The sequence below is a fragment of the Puniceibacterium antarcticum genome, assembly GCF_002760615.1.
Lineage (GTDB): Bacteria > Pseudomonadota > Alphaproteobacteria > Rhodobacterales > Rhodobacteraceae > Puniceibacterium > Puniceibacterium antarcticum.
In genome coordinates this window covers 1-18,948 of sequence record NZ_AWWI01000014.1, presented here as the reverse complement: position 1 = coordinate 18,948, position 18,948 = coordinate 1, and the positions used below count along the sequence as shown (strand labels likewise).

The 18,948-nt window shown below is 63.3% G+C and carries 19 protein-coding genes; 5 read left to right on the top strand and 14 right to left on the bottom strand.

The features are described from left to right. On the bottom strand, positions 1 to 928 hold a 928-nt coding region (gene xseA, locus P775_RS00600), incomplete at its 3' end, for an exodeoxyribonuclease VII large subunit (RefSeq protein WP_099909146.1). A 75-nt stretch (positions 929 to 1,003) separates the two neighbouring features. Here xseA and purD point away from each other — a divergent pair. Beyond that, positions 1,004 to 2,266 carry a phosphoribosylamine--glycine ligase gene (gene purD, locus P775_RS00595; protein WP_099909145.1) on the top strand — a complete coding sequence of 421 codons (1,263 nt, stop codon included), beginning with the start codon at positions 1,004 to 1,006 and terminating at the stop codon, positions 2,264 to 2,266. Between the two features lie 324 nt (positions 2,267 to 2,590). Here purD and P775_RS00590 read toward each other — a convergent pair whose 3' ends face one another. From P775_RS00590 to rpiA, 8 genes are all read right to left on the bottom strand, one after another. Further along, a complete protein-coding gene (locus P775_RS00590) occupies positions 2,591 to 2,914 on the bottom strand; it encodes a 2Fe-2S iron-sulfur cluster-binding protein (RefSeq protein WP_099909144.1) in 324 nt (107 codons plus the stop codon). Positions 2,915 to 3,167: 253 nt separating this feature from the next. Beyond that, entirely contained in the window at positions 3,168 to 4,328 is a 1,161-nt protein-coding gene (locus P775_RS00585) for a GGDEF domain-containing protein (RefSeq protein ID WP_099909143.1), read from the bottom strand. A 290-nt stretch (positions 4,329 to 4,618) separates the two neighbouring features. After that, a complete protein-coding gene (locus tag P775_RS00580) occupies positions 4,619 to 6,097 on the bottom strand; it encodes a DegQ family serine endoprotease (protein WP_425439867.1) in 1,479 nt (492 codons plus the stop codon). A 259-nt stretch (positions 6,098 to 6,356) separates the two neighbouring features. After that, positions 6,357 to 6,548 carry a DUF2065 domain-containing protein gene (locus P775_RS00575; RefSeq protein WP_099909141.1) on the bottom strand — a complete coding sequence of 64 codons (192 nt, stop codon included), beginning with the start codon at positions 6,546 to 6,548 and terminating at the stop codon, positions 6,357 to 6,359. Beyond that, positions 6,548 to 7,594, bottom strand: coding sequence for a protease modulator HflC (gene hflC / locus P775_RS00570; RefSeq protein WP_099909140.1), 1,047 nt, complete (start codon positions 7,592 to 7,594; stop codon positions 6,548 to 6,550). The genes P775_RS00575 and hflC overlap by 1 nt, the downstream gene beginning before the upstream one ends. 3 nt (positions 7,595 to 7,597) lie before the next feature. Next, the gene (gene hflK, locus P775_RS00565) at positions 7,598 to 8,758 is read right to left on the bottom strand and encodes an FtsH protease activity modulator HflK (protein WP_099909139.1); all 1,161 of its coding nucleotides are present in this window, start codon (positions 8,756 to 8,758) and stop codon (positions 7,598 to 7,600) included. A gap of 71 nt (positions 8,759 to 8,829) precedes the next feature. Further along, positions 8,830 to 10,299 carry an FAD-dependent oxidoreductase gene (locus P775_RS00560; RefSeq protein WP_099909138.1) on the bottom strand — a complete coding sequence of 490 codons (1,470 nt, stop codon included), beginning with the start codon at positions 10,297 to 10,299 and terminating at the stop codon, positions 8,830 to 8,832. 258 nt (positions 10,300 to 10,557) lie between these two features. Continuing rightward, positions 10,558 to 11,280 (bottom strand): ribose-5-phosphate isomerase RpiA, encoded by a 723-nt coding sequence (gene rpiA / locus P775_RS00555; protein ID WP_099909137.1) that lies wholly within the window; start codon positions 11,278 to 11,280, stop codon positions 10,558 to 10,560. A gap of 284 nt (positions 11,281 to 11,564) precedes the next feature. Between rpiA and P775_RS00550 the strand changes: the two genes are divergently transcribed. Together P775_RS00550 and P775_RS00545 are read left to right on the top strand one after the other, a co-directional pair. Next, positions 11,565 to 12,938: an L-serine ammonia-lyase gene (locus P775_RS00550; RefSeq protein ID WP_099909136.1), complete on the top strand. Its 1,374-nt coding sequence runs from the start codon at positions 11,565 to 11,567 to the stop codon at positions 12,936 to 12,938. A gap of 123 nt (positions 12,939 to 13,061) precedes the next feature. Continuing rightward, entirely contained in the window at positions 13,062 to 14,003 is a 942-nt protein-coding gene (locus tag P775_RS00545) for a DMT family transporter (RefSeq protein ID WP_099909135.1), read from the top strand. Here P775_RS00545 and P775_RS00540 read toward each other — a convergent pair. After that, positions 13,927 to 14,610, bottom strand: a complete 684-nt coding sequence (locus P775_RS00540) for a thiamine diphosphokinase (RefSeq protein WP_099909134.1) — start codon at positions 14,608 to 14,610, stop codon at positions 13,927 to 13,929. The genes P775_RS00545 and P775_RS00540 overlap by 77 nt on opposite strands. A 192-nt stretch (positions 14,611 to 14,802) precedes the next feature. Between P775_RS00540 and P775_RS00535 the strand changes: the two genes are divergently transcribed. Next, positions 14,803 to 16,107: a hypothetical protein gene (locus P775_RS00535; protein WP_099909133.1), complete on the top strand. Its 1,305-nt coding sequence runs from the start codon at positions 14,803 to 14,805 to the stop codon at positions 16,105 to 16,107. 87 nt (positions 16,108 to 16,194) lie between these two features. On the opposite strand, the gene P775_RS00530 is transcribed toward P775_RS00535, so the two are convergent. Further along, a complete protein-coding gene (locus P775_RS00530; protein ID WP_099909132.1) occupies positions 16,195 to 16,416 on the bottom strand; it encodes a DUF2842 domain-containing protein in 222 nt (73 codons plus the stop codon). A 13-nt stretch (positions 16,417 to 16,429) separates the two neighbouring features. Next, positions 16,430 to 17,722 carry an adenylosuccinate synthase gene (locus P775_RS00525; protein ID WP_099909131.1) on the bottom strand — a complete coding sequence of 431 codons (1,293 nt, stop codon included), beginning with the start codon at positions 17,720 to 17,722 and terminating at the stop codon, positions 16,430 to 16,432. Positions 17,723 to 17,871: 149 nt separating this feature from the next. Here P775_RS00525 and P775_RS00520 point away from each other — a divergent pair, with 149 nt between their 5' ends. Then, complete coding sequence (locus P775_RS00520) at positions 17,872 to 18,267, top strand: DUF6524 family protein (RefSeq protein WP_099909130.1); 396 nt, start codon at positions 17,872 to 17,874, stop codon at positions 18,265 to 18,267. Between the two features lie 72 nt (positions 18,268 to 18,339). On the opposite strand, the gene P775_RS00515 is transcribed toward P775_RS00520, so the two are convergent. Continuing rightward, entirely contained in the window at positions 18,340 to 18,684 is a 345-nt protein-coding gene (locus P775_RS00515) for a nitrile hydratase accessory protein (protein ID WP_425439866.1), read from the bottom strand. Next, a partial coding sequence (locus P775_RS00510) for an SH3-like domain-containing protein (protein WP_143520749.1) occupies positions 18,681 to 18,948 on the bottom strand: 268 nt, incomplete at its 5' end. The genes P775_RS00510 and P775_RS00515, both read right to left, overlap by 4 nt.

The following is an 18,948-nucleotide window of genomic DNA, read 5'->3' as shown; positions in this document are numbered from 1 at the left end:
CGCGCAGCCGCTGGCCACGCACCTCCAGCCGTTGCCCCAGCGCCCGGCCCAGCCGCGCCTGCATGTCCCCGACCCAACCCAAAAGCTCCAGCCGCACCGGCACCGCCAGCTCTGCCGCCGCCGTCGGCGTCGGCGCGCGCCGGTCCGAGACAAAGTCGATCAGCGTCGTATCCGTCTCATGCCCCACAGCGGAGATCAGCGGAATCTCACTGGCTGCCGCCGCCCGCGCCACACTCTCTTCGTTGAACCCCCAAAGATCCTCGATCGACCCGCCGCCGCGCGCCACAATCAGCAGATCGGGCCGCGGAATCGCACCTCCCGGTGTCAGCGCATTGAAGCCCTCAATCGCGCGGGTCACCTCGGGCGCACATTTCGCGCCCTGCACCACCACCGGCCAGATCAGCACCTTGCGCGGGAACCGCTCGCGCAGCCGGTGCAGGATATCCCGGATCACCGCCCCCGAAGGCGATGTGATGACCCCGATCACCTCGGGCAGATAGGGCAGCGCGCGCTTGCGCGACGCCTCGATCAGCCCCTCGGCCTGCAGCGCCGCCTTGCGCTTTTCCAGCATCGCCATCAGCGCGCCCATGCCGGCCGGGCGGATGTCGTCGATCACGATCTGATATTTCGACTGTCCCGGGAAAGTCGTCAGCCGCCCGGTGGCCACCACTTCCATGCCCTCTTCGGGCTGGGTCTGCAGCTTGGACACCGCGCCCTTCCACATCACCCCGGAAATCACCGACCGGTCATCCTTGAGATCCAGATACACATGGCCGGACCGGGGCCGCGACACGCGCCCCACCTCGCCCCGAACCCGGACGAATCCGAATTCCCCCTCAATGACGCGCTTCACCGCCCCCGAAAGTTCGGAAACCGTGAATTCCGGCGCATTTGCGCCCTCTGGGGCGTCGTCGATCAAATCGGACATCTGGCCTCGCTTGCTCTTACCTGCCTGCAACCTTAGAACGCGGGGCGACGAAGGCCAAGCAGGAGAGCGCGCCCCATGAACATCCTTATTCTCGGCAGCGGCGGGCGCGAACATGCGCTGGCCTGGGCCGCCCTGCAGAACCCGAAATGTGACAAGCTGATCGTCGCCCCCGGAAATGCCGGGATTGCCATGATCGCCGAATGCGCGCGCCTGGATATACTCGACGGCGGCGCCGTGGCCGAATTCGCTGGCGACAATGCCATCGACATGGTCATTGTCGGGCCGGAGGCACCTCTGGCCGCTGGCGTGGCGGACCGGCTGCGCGACGCAGGCCTGCTGGTCTTTGGCCCCTCCGCCGCCGCAGCACGGCTTGAGGCGTCGAAAAGCTTCACCAAGGAAATCTGCGACGCCTGCAACGCCCCCACCGCCGCCTATGGCCACTTCACCGATGCCGCCGCGGCCAAGGCTTACGTTCAGACCCAAGGCGCGCCCATCGTGATCAAGGCCGACGGGTTGGCGGCAGGCAAGGGCGTCATCATCGCCGAAACCCTGGCCGAGGCCGAAGCCGCCATTGACGACATGTTCGGCGGCGCCTTTGGCGGCGCCGGCGCCGAAGTGGTGATCGAAGAGTTCATGACCGGCGAAGAGGCCTCGTTCTTCGTGCTCTGCGACGGCACCAACGCCTTGCCCATCGGCACCGCGCAGGATCACAAACGTGTGGGCGCAGGCGACACCGGCCCCAACACCGGCGGCATGGGCGCCTATTCCCCCGCCCCGGTGCTGACCGATGCGCTGGCCGAACAGGCGATGGCACAAATTGTCCGCCCGACCCTTGCCGAAATGGTACGGCGCGGCACACCCTATCAGGGGGTGCTGTTTGTCGGCCTGATGATCTCTGAAAAAGGTCCGCGGCTCGTGGAATACAACTGTCGCTTTGGTGACCCGGAATGCCAGGTCCTGATGCTGCGCCTCGGCGCACAGGCGCTCGACCTGATCCACGCTTGCACCGAGGAACGCCTGGACGAGATTCAGGTGAACTGGGCAGATGACCACGCCATGACCGTGGTGATGGCCGCAAACGGCTATCCTGGCGACTATGCCAAAGGTGATGTGATCGAAGGGCTAGGCACCCTGCCCGAGAACAGTTCCACCATGATGTTCCACGCCGGGACCGAGCAGTCCGACGGACAGATCCTGTCCGCCGGGGGCCGTGTGCTGAACGCCACAGCCAGGGGCGCCACCCTGCAAGAGGCCCGCGCGCGCGCCTATGCGCTTCTGGAGCAGGTCAACTGGCCGGGTGGCTTCTGCCGGGACGATATCGGATGGCGCGCGCTCTGATCTGCAGCGTTGTTTCGGGGGCGCTGCCCCCGTCTCCGGCCCATGGCCGGAGACCCCCCCGGGATATTTTCGGGCAGATGAAAGCGGCCCCTGTTTTCACCTGTCCCTAAATATCCCCGCCGGAGGCAACCAGTTTTTTGGCACGACCATGGCCAAACCGGGCCACATCTGGGAGATCCAAGGAATAAGAAAATCGAGCAGAAGCCCTGGCCGCCCTCACCCCAGTGTCGGGGTGCTCCCTGCAACATCGGCAACAAGGTAGACCTTTTCAGCGCGCGGCGCGCCTGACGCCGCAGACAGTGCGACCCCGGACGCCGCGCCGCATCAGATCTGCTTTTCGGGCATCTGGACGACCAGACCATCCAGAGACGCGCTGACCTTCAGCTGGCAGGTCAGACGCGACCGTTCGGGATTGGGCTGGAATGCAAAATCCAGCATGTCCTCTTCCATGTCTTCTTTGGCGGGCAGCTTGTCGACCCACGCCGGGTCCACATAGACATGGCAGGTCGAACAGGCGCAGGCGCCGCCGCAATCGGCCTCGATCCCGGGAATGTTATTGTCCCGCGCGCCTTCCATGACGGTCAGACCATTGGCCACTTCGACCACATGTTCGGTGCCGTTGTGCTCGATATAGGTGATCTTTGCCATGTGAATCTTTCTCCTGAAACGTATCTGGGAACGTACCTAGTGAAGCGCACAACAACCTGCCAGCCCTTTTGCGCCCACAGGCGCTCTGCAGTTGTCCCAAATGTCACATGTTCCATATTTGTTCAGGGAATGCGCGCGAAGCACCCGGACAGATCGCCCATTGGAACAGGGAAAAATTGCCCTGTCTGGCATGGCGCATCGAACGCCATAAGCGCCCCAGTGGCGTGATCAGCTCCCTTCGCGACGCAGCGTCTCATCCTCCCTGATCGACCTCTGCACCATTGGGGACGACCTCGCGGGAATGCCCGCCTAATTCTGACCGGGCAGATCGACCCCGGCGCGACAGGCACAGGGCCGCCAGAGCCCGGCCGATCCATGACCGCAAGCTCGTCGCCCGAGAGACGGCAGCGACAGCATTCTCGGCTGGCCCGATCCCCGTGATCCGTTCCGGCCGTCCCACCTTGTGCTTGGCTGCATACATCCGGCTGTCTGCCATGCGCAGCAACGCAGTGGCGTCGGCACCATCTTCGGGCCAGCGGGCATAGCCGAGCGCAGCCGATACGGTGTCGATCAGCATCGGTGCCTCTGGCTGCGACAGCTGCACCGGTTGCGACAGCGCCTCTGTCAGCCGGCTCATCACACTGTTGCAGTCCTCCAAAGGGAGGCCTCCCAGCCAGACCCCGAACTCATCCCCGCCGAGCCGTGCGATAAGGTCATCCTGGCGCAACTCGGTGCGCAGACGCTGGGCAATCCGGGCCAGCACCGCATCCCCCACCGCGTGTCCGAAACGGTCATTGATCGCCTTGAATCCATTGAGGTCCAGATACAGCAATGTTCCCGCCTGCCCGTCGGCTCCGTCCAGGGTCGCCTCCACCTCTTGTGCAAAGGCCGCCGCATTCAGAAGGCCGGTCAGATGATCGGTCTTGGCCAGATGGCGCAGGCGCTGCGCTTCCCGGCGCAAAACCACCTGCGCGGCCAGACTTTGGCGCAGCCGGTCCCGCGCTGTTTCCGCCGCCGCCTGCACGGCGATCAGATTGCTGACCATTGTCTTGGCCGCGTCCATCTGGACCAGCGCCAACTTTCGCCCGTTGCTGCGCTGAAACTCCAGCCCACGGATCGAAAAGACAAACGACTCTCCCGATCTCAGCGTGAAACGCAGATCGCAGCCGCCCGACTGGCCCGTCGCCCGCTGCAGCACGACATCAGGATCCACCTCTTCTGTGCTGCCCAGCGCACCGAGTGTTTCGGGCAGATGCGGGCAGGTCAGCGCATCCGCAGCCTCATTGGCAAAAAGAATGCTCCCCAGATCATCCACCAGGAATATCGGCTCGCTGGCCTTCCATATTGAAATGCAAATGCCCTTGAGAATGGCATTTTCCGGCTCTTCAAAAGCGACAGTTGTACAAGGTTGCATCAGCGACACTCTCCAAAACCACTATGATGCCCCCCCTGTTTCGGCACGCTCTCCAAAACCCCGGCGCTGTCACTCCAGATGACGTCCCACGGCAAAGAGAAGCGGTCGGTTTCGGCACATCCCCACAGATCCACACCAAAAGGCGTATCTAAAGAGAAATTTCACCCCCTCAGGTTGCACAGCAAAAGTTAAAAAATTGCGAAAAATAATCTGAAAATCTTCAGAAAGGATGCCAACCGAAAAAGCGCCCCGTTTCCGGGACGCCTTTGATGCGTTCAGTTCTGAACGGATTATTCGCTTTGCAGGCTCAGCGCCACAAACCGCGGGTCACCGCCGCGCCGCACAAGCAGCAACAGCGACTTGCGACCGGCCTCTTCAGCCTCTGTGATCCGATCCTGCAGCTCTGCAACGGTCTGCACGGCGCTCTGCCCGGCCTCTGTGATCACGTCACCACTGCGCAGCCCCTTTTCAAAAGCTTCAGAGGTTTCATCCACTGCCGTCACAGCCAGACCCTTGATCGTTTCGGGCAGCTGCAGCTGGTCGCGCATCTCAGCGCTCAGCGGAATCAAGGTCAGACCCAGAAGGTCCACCTCGGCGGGGGCGTCTTCCTCGGGCTGCACCTGCGATGCGGGCACAGGATTTTCAGACTCTTCGCGGCGCCCCAGAGTGATTCGCAGCGTTTCCGTCTTGCCTTCGCGGTTGACCAGCACACGCACGGTCTTGCCCACCTCGGTATTTCCCACCTGCCGGACAAGCCCCCGCGTATCGGCCACGTCATTGCCATCAAAGCTCAGGATCACATCACCTGATTTCATCCCGGATTCCATTGCGGGGCCCTCGGGCACATCCGTAACCAGCGCGCCAACCGTGCCGTTCAGACCCATCGCCTCGGCCACATCGTCGGTGACATCCTGAATGCGCACGCCCAGCCAGCCCCGGCGCGTCTCGCCATATTCCTTGAGCTGGGCAGTCACCCGCTTGACCACATTCGACGCCATGGAAAACCCGATGCCGATTGATCCGCCATTGGGTGACAGGATCGCGGTGTTCACCCCGATCACATCGCCATTCATGTTGAACAGCGGACCGCCGGAATTGCCCCGGTTGATCGCCGCATCGGTCTGGATGTAATCGTCGTAGGTGCCCGACAGGGCGCGGTTGCGCGCCGAGACGATCCCGGCCGAGACGGAAAACCCCTGCCCCAGCGGGTTGCCCATGGCCACGACCCAGTCCCCGACCCGGGCCGCATCGCTGTCGCCAAAGTTCACGAATTTCAGCGGTGTTTCCGCCTCGACCTTGAGCAGGGCAATATCGGTGTTCGGATCTGTGCCGACCAGCGTGGCGGGCAGGGTAAAGCCTTCGAAGAATTCAATCTCGATCTCATCCGCGCCTTCGATGACGTGGTTGTTGGTGACCACATATCCGTCTTCGGAAATCACAAATCCCGAGCCCAGCGCCGAAGATCTGCGCGGCCGCTCTTCCCCACCGCCATTGCGGTCCTGAAATTCCCGAAAGAAATCCTCGAACGGCGATCCTTCGGGCACGATACCCTGCGGGCCGGTCCGACCGGCAACTGTGGTCGTGGTGGTGATATTGACCACCGACGGGCTGATCCGCTGGGCCAGATCGGCAAAGCTTTGCGGCGCGCCGCCCTGAGCCGCGGCCATGAGCGATGTCGACAGGATCAGGATCATCGACAGCGTCGACAGCCAGAACAGACGCAGCGGTGTTGCGGTATCACGTCTCCGGGCAATTGCTTGGGGTTTCAAGTGGAACTCCTTTTTCATGAGGATCAGGCGCGCGGCGGCGTTCAGGCCTCTTTACACTAGTGAACATAGGCGCAGTCCGGCAACACTCAAAGACAGACTTGCCGGATCAAGCGGAAGTGACCGGATCGTGAAGGTCAGCAACCGAAAGCACGCACCCCACTGAAACTCCGCCACTCTGGCCGCAACGGGGTTAACGCCCCCTTAACCCGGCCTCGCAATCCGCGCTTTTCAACCGGCTCTGCCGCAAATCGCACCACCCTCAGGTGACCTGATGCGCGCACCAGACAAACAGCACGCCAATGGCAATAGCGCCAAGCCCGAATCTGCGCCGCGCCTCCATCGGCATGGCGCGCAACGCTTCCAGCAGACGTTCGACAAGCGAAGGGGCCAGTGCGTACACCAGCCCCTCGATCACAAGAACCATTCCGATCCCCAGCAGAATATCCCGCATTACTGCGACACGGTTCCGCCAGTTTCGGGGTCGGCATTTGCGTCAGCCTCGGGCTCTGCCGCCTCTGCCGACGCAGGCGCCGCAGATTCGGCAGGCGCTTCGGCAGCAGGTGCCTGCGATTGCACCTCCGATTGCGCGGCAGGCTGGGCCGCCGGTTGGCCCATCTGTGGCATCCCGGGACGTTCGGATTTGAAGTAGTTGAAGAACTCCGAATCCGGCGTCATCACCATGGTCGAATTGTCACCCGTCAGCGCCGTCTCATAGGCCTGAAGCGACCTGTAGAAGGCAAAGAACTCCGGGTCCTTGCCATAGGCTTCGGCAAAGACTTCGTTGCGGCGCGCATCTGCTTCACCGCGGATGATGTTGGCATCCCGGTCCGCTTCGGACAGCGTCTCTGTCACGGTCCGGTCAGCAAGCGCGCGTACACGCTGCGCCGCCTCGTTACCACGGGCGATCTCGTCTGCGGCTTCCCGCTCACGCTCGGCCCGCATACGGGCAAACGTCGCCTCAAGGTTCTGCGCCGGCAGGTTTGTCTGCTTGAGCCGCACGTCAACGACGTCCAGACCCAGACCGCTTGCCGACGTCCGCGCCTGATCGCGGATCCGCGTCATCAGCAGACGACGATCTTCGGACAGGATCGTGTCGGATGTCACCTGATCCGCACCCAGAACTTCGCGGATCTGCGCATTCAGGACTGAAGACAGACGATCCTCGGCGGCCCGCATGCCACCCACGCCAACAGCGCGGCGGAACTGTACCACATCCGCAATGCGGAAACGGGCAAAGGCGTCGACGACCAGACGACGGTCATCGGACGGCGTGACCTCGATGGTCTCGGTGTCCAGGCTCAGGATACGGTCGTCATATTTCACAACGTCCTGAATGAACGGGATCTTAAACGCCAGCCCCGGCTCTTCCTTGACGGCCTTGATCTGGCCGAACTGCAGCACAAGCGCCTTTTCACGCTCGTCCACCACAAAGACCGACGACCATATGCCGATGACGATGACCGCAGCCGCGATCAGGATGATATTCAGCTTGTTCATGGCTCAGTTCCCCCCCTGCGTCGTGGTGCGTCGGCCCAGCTCGTTCAGCGGCAGATATGGCACAACGCCGCCCCCCTGCCCGTCACCGCCAGCCACCGACTTGTCGAGGATCATCTTGTCCACGTTGCCCAGCACCTTCTCCATGGTCTCAAGATACAGACGCTTGCGCGTCACATCCTCGGCCTTGGAATATTCTTCAAGAACCGAGGTAAAGCGGCTCGCATCGCCCAGCGCTTCGTTGACAACGCGGGCACGATACCCCTCGGCCTCTTCCTGAATCTGCGCCGCTTCACCGCGCGCCTCTGCCAGCACGCGGTTGGCATAGGCATCGGCCTGACGCTGCAGACGATCGCGTTCCTGCTCGGCAGCCTGCACCTCACGGAACGAATCGATCACCTCGCTGGGCGGATCGGCAGTCTCAAGGTTCACACGCACGATGTTGATGCCGCTTTCATATTCGTCCAGCGTCGCCTGCACATCGGCCATGGCCGTATCGGCGATCAGACCCCGGTCCCGGTTAAGGATGGGGGCAAGGTTGCTGGCGGCGATGATCTCGCGCATGACGGATTCCGACACCGCGCCGACGGTCAGCTGCGGGTCGCGGATGTTGAACAGCAGCTTGGCCGGATCATTGATGTTCCAGACCACCTGAAATTCGATATCGACGATATTGGCATCGGTGGTCAGCATCAGGCCATCGCCATTGCCACCACGCCGGTTGCCGATATTCTCGGTCCGCTCTGATGTCACGTTGACCACCTCGTAGGACACGAAAGGCCAAGGCGCAAAATTCAGACCGGGATTACCGGTAGAGGAGTACTCGCCCAGAAACAGCTCGACCGACTGCTCTTCGGGCTTCACGGTGTAAAAGCTGTTGAACGCCCAAAGGCCCACAACCACCAGCGCCCCGATGATCACCGTGCTGCGCGTCATCAGCGGACCACCACCGCCGGAACCGCCGGTACCTCCGGTCCTCGGGCCGTTGCCACGACCGCCCATGAGCACCCGCAGACGCTCTTGGCCTTTTTTCACAAGCTCGTCGATCTCGGGGATCTGCGAAGAGCCTCCCTCGGGTCGTCTGCCACCGCCGCCGTTGTTACCGCGATCGCCGCCGCCCTGTCCGCTTCCGCCGCCGCCCCAGGGGCCGCCGTTGTTGCCTGCCATGTGGTGTCTTTCCCTCTCGGTCATATTGTTCTCGACGCTTATGCCCTAAACTGTGCAATCCTGCACGAAATTCAAGCTCTGCGCGCCGGATTGCGCATGGTCACGATCTCTTCCGACATGGTCGGATGCACCGCCACAGTACGGTCAAAATCCTCTTTTGTTGCGCCCATCTTGATCGCGATACCCGCAAGCTGGATCATTTCGCCGGCATTGGGCGCGACGATATGACAGCCCAGAACCACGCGGCTCGCCTTGGACACGATCAGCTTCATCAGCACCCGGTCAGCTTTGCCGATGAACGCGCTCTGCATCGGGCGGAACGAGGTGCAATAAACCTCGATCTCCTCCTGATCGCGCGCCGCCTCTTCGGTCATGCCGACGGTGCCCAGCTCGGGCTGGGTGAACACCGCGCTCGGGATCAGCGCATGATCGACCGGCGTCGGGTTGCCCTTGAACACCGTCTCGACAAAGGCCATGCCCTCGCGGATCGCCACAGGCGTCAGGTTCACCCGGTCGGTCACATCGCCGATCGCATAGATCGACGGCACGGCGGTCTGGCTGTACTCATCCACAACGACCTGCCCGTTGCGCCCCAGCTTCACGCCCAGGTCTTCCAGCCCCAGGCCCTCAGTGTTCGGCTTGCGCCCGGTGGCGAACAGAACCCGGTCAAAGACCTTGGTGTCGCCATTGGTCGCCTTGACCCAGATCGGCCCCTTTTGCGTACCACCGCCATGGCCGCCCTGATTGCCCATCGAACTGTCGCCGACACCCTCGCCCATCTGCTGGATCGACGCACCCAGCCCCTCGGGCGCCTCGCCCTCCTCGGCACAGCGCATCTCGACCAGATTGGTGCCGTTGTGGATCTTGATGCCGCGCTGCGTCATCTCTTCGGCAATCAGCCCGCGCGCCTCTTCGTCAAAGCCGCGCAGGATCTGCGCGCCGCGGTAATACATCGTCACATCCACGCCGAGCCCATGCAGGATGCAGGCAAATTCGCAGGCGATATAGCCCCCGCCCACGATCAGGATCGACCGGGGCAGCGCCTCCATGTGAAAGATATCATCCGACACGATGCCCAGATCGGCATTCGGCATATCCGGACGCACCGGATGCCCGCCCACAGCGACAAGGATGTGCTTGGCGGTCTTTTCCTCACCGTTGGACAGCAGAACCGTATGCGCATCCTTCAGCGTCGCGCGGCAATCAAAGGTCTCGACCCCCGAACCACTCAGCAGCTTGCGGTAAACACCCTCAAGCCGGTCCAGCTCACCGTTCAGCCGCCCCGAAAACGCCGTCCAGTCGAACCCGCCCGTCGTGACCTCCCAGCCGTATAGCCCGGCATCCGCCGCTATTCCGGCAAATTCGCTGGCAAAGACCATGAGCTTTTTCGGCACACAGCCCCGGATCACGCAGGTGCCGCCATAGCGGCTTTCCTCGGCCAGAGCGACCTTGGCGCCCGTCTCACCGGCCGCCACCCGGGCAGCGCGCACGCCACCAGATCCGCCGCCGATCACAAAGAGATCATAGTCAAAGTCGCTCATGGCCCGTCCCCTTCAAGTCTCGGGGCGAAGGTATCACACAGGACCCCTGACTTGGCCAGTGCCTCAGTCCGGAAATCCCCAAGCCAACGTGACCCTCATGCCCGGCCCCACCGCCGCGATGCCTCCGGCGGGGATATTTAAGGACAGGTGATGCGCAGGCGCCCGTCTTCATCTGCCCCTAAATATCCCGGGGAGCGTGAGGGGCAGCGCCCCTCACTCCGGATCCAACAGCCCGCGCAGACGGCAGGCCCGGCGCATTCAGGCCGCCACTTCGCGCAGCTCGACCCTGCCATCGCCATGGCCGATGACAACAAGGGTGCAAAGACCGATGAACAGACCGTTTTCCACCACGCCGGGAATCTGATTCAACGCCAAGGCCAGCGCAGCAGGATCTTCGATCCGCCCCAGCTGCAGGTCCAGAATGTGATTGCCCTCGTCTGTGACATAGGGCCGCTCCCCCACGCGGCGCAGCGCCACCGCGCGCCCCGGCACATCCATCGCCGCCAGCAGCTTCTCGACCAGCCCTTGTGTCACCGGCCAGCCAAAGGGTGTGACCTCCACCGGCAGAGGAAAGGCCCCCAGCGTGCCGACATCCTTGGCAGCATCGGCAATCACGATCATCCGCTCACTCGCCGTCGCCACGATCTTTTCCTGCAGCAGCGCGCCGCCGCCGCCCTTGATCAGGTTCAGCGCGTGGTCGAATTCATCGGCGCCGTCGATGGTCAGATCGAGCCAGCCCGCCTCTTCCAGCGTGATCACCTCGATCCCGACCTCGCGGGCCAGCTCCGCCGTGCGGGTTGATGTCGGCACACCCCGGATCTTCAGCCCGTCCTCGCGCACCCGCTCACCCAGACGCCGCACCATCCAGGCCGCAGTCGACCCGGTCCCCAGCCCCACCTGCATCCCCTCCTCAACAAACTCGGCGGCGCGCCGCGCGGCGACATATTTGGCCCGCTCGACGGGGGACAGATCTTGGGACATGGGACAGCTCTCCTCTGGTTCGCGCCGGGTATAGAAAACTTGGGCCACGCAGGCGAGCGTGAAATCGCCGCATCACAGCCAGCGCAACACCACCATGGCGGGCTCGCCTCGCAACCCGCTCCAGCGCCCAGCGCGCCGCAGGCGCACAAACCTAAGCGCGCCGCAGGCGCACAATGGGATCACGCCCGGCCCCCCGACAGGGACCACTGCCCTTGCAGCGCCCCGCGAAGCGCGCAACAGTGCCGCAACCGCGCACTCAGGCCCCCTCTGACAGGACCCCCCTCATGTTCCTCTCCGTCTTCGACATGTTCAAGGTGGGCGTTGGCCCCTCTTCTTCGCACACCATGGGGCCGATGGTCGCCGCGGCGCGCTTTCTCGACGCCCTGCGCGCCGCGCCCTTCAACTGCGCCGGGGTGCGCGCCACCCTGCACGGCAGCCTTGCCTTTACCGGCGTCGGCCATGCCACCGACCGCGCCACCGTGCTCGGCCTCGCCGGCTTCCGCCCCGACACCTACGATGCCGAGGCCGCACAGACCGCGCTGGAGCAGATCCGCGACACCCATACCCTCACCCCCGAGGGTCTGCCCGAGCTGAAATTCGACCCGGTCCATGACCTCAAATTCGACTTCGGCCCCAACCTGCCCGGCCATGCCAATGGCATGGTGCTCATGGGCACCGATGCGCAGGGCGACGTCATCCTGCAGGAAACCTATTACTCGGTCGGCGGCGGCTTTGTTCTGACGGCGGATGAACTCGCGCAGGGCAAGGACACCGACACCGGCGCGCCCGTGCCCTATCCGTTCAAATCCGCGAACGAGATGCTCGCCATGGCGCAGGCCTCGGGCCTGTCCATCGCGCAGATGAAACGCGCCAACGAACTGGCACGCGGCACGCCCGACAGCCTCGACACCGGCCTCACCCGGATCTGGCAAGTGATGAGCGATTGCATCGACCGCGGCCTTGCCAATGATGGCATCCTGCCCGGCGGGCTCAAGGTGAAACGCCGCGCCCGTGCGATCCATGACGCCCTGCTGGCCGAACGCGGCCTCAACCAGAGCGCGCCGCACACAATCAACGACTGGATGTCGGCCTATGCCATGGCGGTGAACGAGGAAAACGCCGCCGGCGGTCAGGTGGTCACCGCCCCCACCAATGGCGCGGCCGGCGTGGTGCCCGCGACCATCCGCTACTGGCTCGACCATGTGCCCTCGGCCAGCAAATCCCGTGTGCCCGATTTCCTGCTGACCGCCGCCGCCATCGGGGGCCTCGTCAAATACAACGCCAGCATCAGCGGCGCCGAGGCCGGCTGCCAGGCCGAGGTCGGCTCTGCCGCCGCGATGGCCGCCGCCGGGTTCTGCGCCGTCATGGGCGGCACGCCCGAACAGATCGAGAATGCCGCCGAAATCGCGCTGGAACATCACCTCGGCATGACCTGCGATCCGGTCAAGGGGCTGGTGCAGGTGCCCTGCATCGAACGCAACGGCCTTGGCGCAATCAAGGCCGTGTCGGCCGCCTCCCTCGCCCTGCGCGGCGACGGCGTGCACCTTGTCCCGCTGGACGCCTGTATCGAGACGATGCGCCAGACCGGCGCCGACATGTCTGAACGCTACAAGGAAACCTCTCTGGGCGGGCTCGCCGTCAACGTCCCCAACTGCTGAGGTGTTGCCAAATGCAGCAGGCGCGGACACGGCGGCGACTACCGTCATGGGAGAGAAAACAACTTGCGCCGCCCTCCAAGCAGAGCCTTGCCAGCCCCCGCAACTCTGGCTAGCGTCAGCGCCATGAACAAGGACAATCCCCTTCTGGGCATTCTGCTGATGTTTGGTTTTTGCGTCGTGGCCCCCATGGGGGATGCGGTGGCAAAACTGCTTGGCGGCAAGGTGCCGATTGGTCAGCTGCTGCTGGTGCGCTTCGGGCTGCAGGCGATTCTGCTGATTCCCTTCATCATTATGGGGCGGCGCCTGTGGCGGATGCGCGGGCGGATCCTGTGGCTGACCATGTTGCGCACCCTACTGCATATTCTGGGCATCGGCATGATGTTCTCGGCCCTCAAGTACCTGCCGCTGGCTGATGCGATTGCCATCGCCTTCATCATGCCCTTCCTCATGCTGCTGCTGGGGCATTTCGTTCTGGGAGAAGAGGTTGGCCTGCGTCGCCTTCTGGCCTGCCTCGTCGGCTTTATCGGAACGCTGCTGGTGGTCCAGCCCGCGTTTTCAGAGGTCGGCTGGCCCGCCCTGCTGCCCATGGGCGTCGCCGTCAACTTTTCCGTCTTCATGCTCGTCACCCGCCAGATCGCCAAGGAAACAGACCCCATCGGCCTGCAAGCTGTCAGCGGCGTCATGGCGGTGCTGATCATCGCCCCGGCCATGCTGTTGATTCCAGCAGAACTCATGCCCGCGCTGGAATGGCAGCCACCCACCCCGTCCACCTGGGGCCTGCTCGCGGGAATCGGGGGACTTGGCACACTTGCGCATCTGCTGATGACCTGGTCGCTGCGCTACGCGCCCTCGGCCACGCTGGCACCGATGCAATATTTGGAAATCCCCATCGCCACGCTGATCGGCTTTGGCATCTTCGGCGATCTGCCCAACCCGCTTGCGACGGTGGGCATCTGCATCACCATCGCCGCCGGGCTTTACATCGTGATCAGAGAGCGGGCCATGATGCAGGCGTCGCGTCAAGCGCCGCCATCAGCGGATCCAGCGCAGACACCGGCAGAATAAGCAGCATCTTCGCCGCGTCGAACCGCAGCCTGACCGGCCCCGAGACCGCATTCGACGTGCCGACACGATCGTCGGGCTGAAAACACAGGCCATCAATCGGCCATTTCAGCCCCTCGGACTGTCCGCGCACCACCGCCAGCGGATACAGCGACAACCGGCTGCCCAGCGGCAGATCCAGCCGCAGATCAGGCGGGCACAGCATCAGCACGTCCTCTTCGCCCACCAGCACGCAGCGCCGTTCGGGATAGCGCGTCAGCACGGTCATCGCCGCCAACTGATGATCGACACGCGATCCCAGAAATCCATACCCCAGCACCAGCGGCGCCGCGATATGACGCAGGCATTTGTCAAAATCGGTGCTGTCCTGCTCGTCCACCCTGTACAGCACCCCCGGCGGCAAGGCAGCAATCGCCTCGGCACTGGCGGAATCCATATCTCCGATCACCGCATCCGGTGCGATCCCCACGGCGCGCAACCTGTCCACGCCGCCATCGGCGGCCACCACCGCGCCTGCCTTACCCGCCAGAAGGATCAGGGTTGCGGGCTCCAGCACCGCCCCGCCAACCAACAAAACAGCGCGAGAGTCACAAATATTCGGAACTTTCATGCGTTTCTCATGTATGTAATCGGAACAAACCACAATGTCGCCTCAAAATAGTACCTTTCGCGCCATGTATTCGATCCTCTTTGGCCTTGTGTATAGGCCACAGCGATACGTGCGGGAATTTTAAAAAGTGAGTTTTCAATGGCCAGTGCAAACAAGACTCTCAGAGTCACCTACAGGAGCTTTTCCTGCAGCTTGGAGGGGTTTGAAACCCCCCTTGAACCGTTCAATGTCATCTCCGAATTTCTTGACCGCCACCTAGCCCTGAACGACCCTTCGTCCAGTACAAGCACCTTGGCCCCGCCCAATGCGCAAACCCTGGCCCTCATCATCGAAGACCGGATCGGGCAGCCCGTCGATGTTCAGGTCGAAGACGCACGCATCGTTATTTGCGCAGTCCCGAAAGATCCGCTGGCAGCACAGATCGCCTCATCCCAGACCGGCCCTGACGCCGCAGCCCCCACACTGCCCACCGTCCCGACGGCGGCCCCGGACATGGACGACAGGATGCATGATCGTCGCGCGGGGCACGCAGTGATCTCCCTTGATGAATTTGTCGCAGCCGAAGATATCGTCGCCGGGCATCCTCTGGCTGCGGGGGCGAAACGCTCTGGTTTCGACATCCTCCCGGGGGGCAAGCTTGATATGGTCGGTGCAGGCGCAAAGGATGTGCCGCCTGCTGACCTCTCCTTCGAACAAAAGGCGGATCTGGCCCGCGAATTGGCGGATGTGGCGGCAGCACTTGACCGGGACTTTGACGAGGATGAAAAGGACAGCGCCGCCATGGACGCCGCCGTCGAACATCTTGCACGGGAAGGCATCCGCAAATCCATGCGCATGGGCAGTCCCGCGCGGGCCTTGCTGACACAACACAGGATCGGCGAAGTCGGCAACAGTACGGCGCTTGATCGCCTGATGGACGAAACCAACAGCCAGATGAGCGAACCCGAAGGCAACCGCCGCCGCAGCGCCATCGCGCATCTGCGCGCAGCCGTGGCAGCTGCCCGCGCCGACCGTATCCTTGACCGCAAGAGGGATGCAGACAAGGCTGCCCCCTATCGCGCCGATCTGGCCAACCTTGGGATTCCGCGTGACTGCGAACATTCGGCCAGTTTGGTGGTGCAGCGCAGAAATGCCCACGCCCCCCTCACGCTGGTCAGGGAACAGCGCGTTGACCTCGTCCCCAGGGACGCATTGGCGACGGAAAGTTCCGATGAGGCCTTCGTCGATTTTGTCCACACCGTCGGCGCACAGGACCTATCAGAGCGGATCGAAGCCGCAGCCGCCTACCTCACTTTCATCGAGGGGTGCAAACAGTTCTCTCGCCCCCAGCTGATGACCAAGCTGCGCGCCGTGGAAACGCAGAACACCACCCGCGAGGACCGTCTGAACTCATTCGGCCAGCTTCTGCGCGACGGCAAGATCGAAAGAATGGAGGGCGGGCGCTTCACCGCCTCCACACAGAGCCGATTCAAACCGGACAAGCGCGCGGTCGGCTGACCACTCGGCACTCCTCCCTCATGCACAAACGGCGGACCCTTCGGTCCGCCGTTTTGATTTGTTCCGTTCCCGCGGCAGGTGGGGGTGTTACGATCCCTCTTCGGGATCGACCTGCCCCACGCCGCGAAAAACATATTTGAACGGCACCGCCCAAAGCAAACCCAGCACCACGTAAACCAGCAGTTCGACAAGAATCGGCGGCCGCTCGAACAGGTTCACGATGGAAATCGCCAGAATGATGTAGACCGGCAGCCCCACCAGCAGGATCAGCGCCGACAACCGGCGACGGGTCTTGTAGCTCAGGGCCATCGGCTTCTCCGCTTCAGTCTTCGAAAGGATCGGTCACAAGGATCGTATCCTCGCGCTCGGGTGAGGTGGAAAGTAGCGCCACCGGGCAATCGATCAACTCTTCCACGCGGCGCACATATTTGATCGCCTCGGCGGGCAGGTCCGCCCAGCTGCGCGCGCCTTCGGTCGATTGCGACCAGCCCGGCATTTCCTCGTAGATCGGGGTGCAGCGGGCCTGCGCATCCGCCGCTGTGGGCAGATAATCCAGCCGCGCGCCGTCCAGCTCGTAGCCAACACAGATCTTCAGCGTCTCGAACCCGTCCAGCACGTCAAGCTTGGTAAAGGCAATGCCGTTCACGCCGCTCGTCGCGCAGGTCTGACGCACCAGCACCGCATCGAACCAGCCACAGCGCCGCTTGCGGCCGGTCACGGTGCCGAACTCGTGGCCCCGCTCGCCCAGCCGCTGACCATCTGCATCATGCAGCTCGGCCGGGAACGGGCCTTCGCCGACGCGGGTGGTGTACGCCTTGACGATGCCAAGGACAAAATCAATCGCGCCCGGCCCGATCCCCGTGCCCGTCGCCGCCTGCCCCGCAATCACGTTGGACGAGGTCACAAACGGATAGGTGCCGAAATCGATGTCCAGCAGCGCGCCCTGCGCCCCCTCGAACAGGATACGCTTTCCGGCGCGGCGCTTTTCGTTCAGCACCTTCCAGACCGGCGCGGCATATTCCAGCACCAGCGGCGCGATCTCGCGCAGATCCGCCAGCAGACGCTCGCGATCCACCTCTTCGAGGCCCAGACCCCGGCGCAGCGCGTCGTGATGCACCAGCGCACGGTCGACCCGCGCCACCAGCGTCGCATCATCGGCCAGATCCGCCACGCGGACCGACCGCCGGCCAACCTTGTCCTCATAGGCCGGGCCGATGCCACGTCCCGTCGTGCCGATCTTGGCGACAGTGGTCGCAGATTCGCGCGCCCGGTCCAGCTCGCCATGGATCGGCAGAATCAGCGCCGCATTCTCGGCAATCATCAGCGTCTCGGGCGTGATGGTCACACCCTGCCCGCGCAACTGCTCAATCTCTTTCTTCAGGTGCCAGGGGTCCAGCACCACGCCATTGCCGATCACCGACAGCTTGCCGCCGCGCACGATCCCGCTGGGCAGAAGGGACAGCTTGAACACCTTCCCGTCAATGACCAGCGTATGGCCGGCATTGTGCCCGCCCTGAAAGCGCGCGATCACATCGGCGCGCTCACTCAGCCAGTCCACAATCTTGCCTTTGCCTTCATCGCCCCACTGAGCGCCTACGACGACCACGTTTGCCATGTCTCACGACCTTTTGCTGCGGTTCCAAACCCGCGTCGGTATAACGAGGCATCAGGCCCAGCGAAACCACGAAATTGCAAAAGACTGGACAGCCCAAAGGCTTCACGCCATCAAGGGCCCTCAACCGGGGCAGCAGACGGACAGATAACATGGGATTCCTGACACGCTGGCTCTGTGCCCTTGCGCTTTTGGTGGTGACCTACAACCCCACCCCCATCAGCTACGTGCAATGGGCGGCCAACAACTATCAGACGCAGCTGCCGCTGACCGTGCTTCTGGGGCTGATCCTGATGGTGGGCTATCTTATCTACCTGCGCGCCACCCTGCGCTCGATCGGCGGATTCGGCATGCTGCTGATCCTTGCGCTGGTCGCCGCCCTGCTCTGGGTGCTGTACGATTACGGTCTGCTCGACCTGTCCAACCGCGACGTCACCCTCTGGATCGGCCTGCTCGCCCTGTCGCTGGTGCTGGGAATAGGCCTGAGCTGGAGCATCCTGCGCCGCAAACTCTCCGGTCAGGTCGACATGGATGATGTCGAGGAATAAACTCCCGCGTCTTCTCTTTGCCAAATACGCAAAATCCTGCGCTAAAGCGTTTCGGGTTTAACCCGAAATGCTTTAGTCCCCGGGTGCCAAGTGTACCGGCTGACCATGCGGCGTTGCCAGATAGGCCGCTTCCCAGGCGGATTTGAGCCGCCCCAGATCACCGGCCTCTGCCAGCCCCCGCGCCGCCAGCAGCCGCTCCAGCGCTTCGACCCAGGCGAGGAAATAATCCTCGCCACCGTTCAGCTCTTTTTGCAAACCATGTTCGGCCAGCACGGCGCCAAAGCCCGCCGCCCAGTCGGGCCAGGAAAACACGCCGGTTTGCGCCAGATGCACGGTCAGCGCAAAAACCTGCGCATGCCAGAGTTCCTGAAACACCGGTTCATCAAACACCGCCTCCTGAAACTTGGGCGTCATCATGCAGGCTCCAGATAGCTTTGCCACAGGTCCAGCACGACCTCATCGCCGGGGTGTTCTGCCTCGGCCCAAAGGTCGGACGCGGCAAAGACCACGCCATATAGCGGCTCGGCAGATTCGCCCAAGCCATGCGCATTGCTGTCGGGCAGCACATGCGCGCCATGACACAGCAGCACGCGCCCCACAGCGCCCGCCGCATAGGCGGGCAGCCGCGTATGCCCGCCCGCCACGTTCCGGTTGGCCGCAGGCCGCCGCGTCTGCACCGCA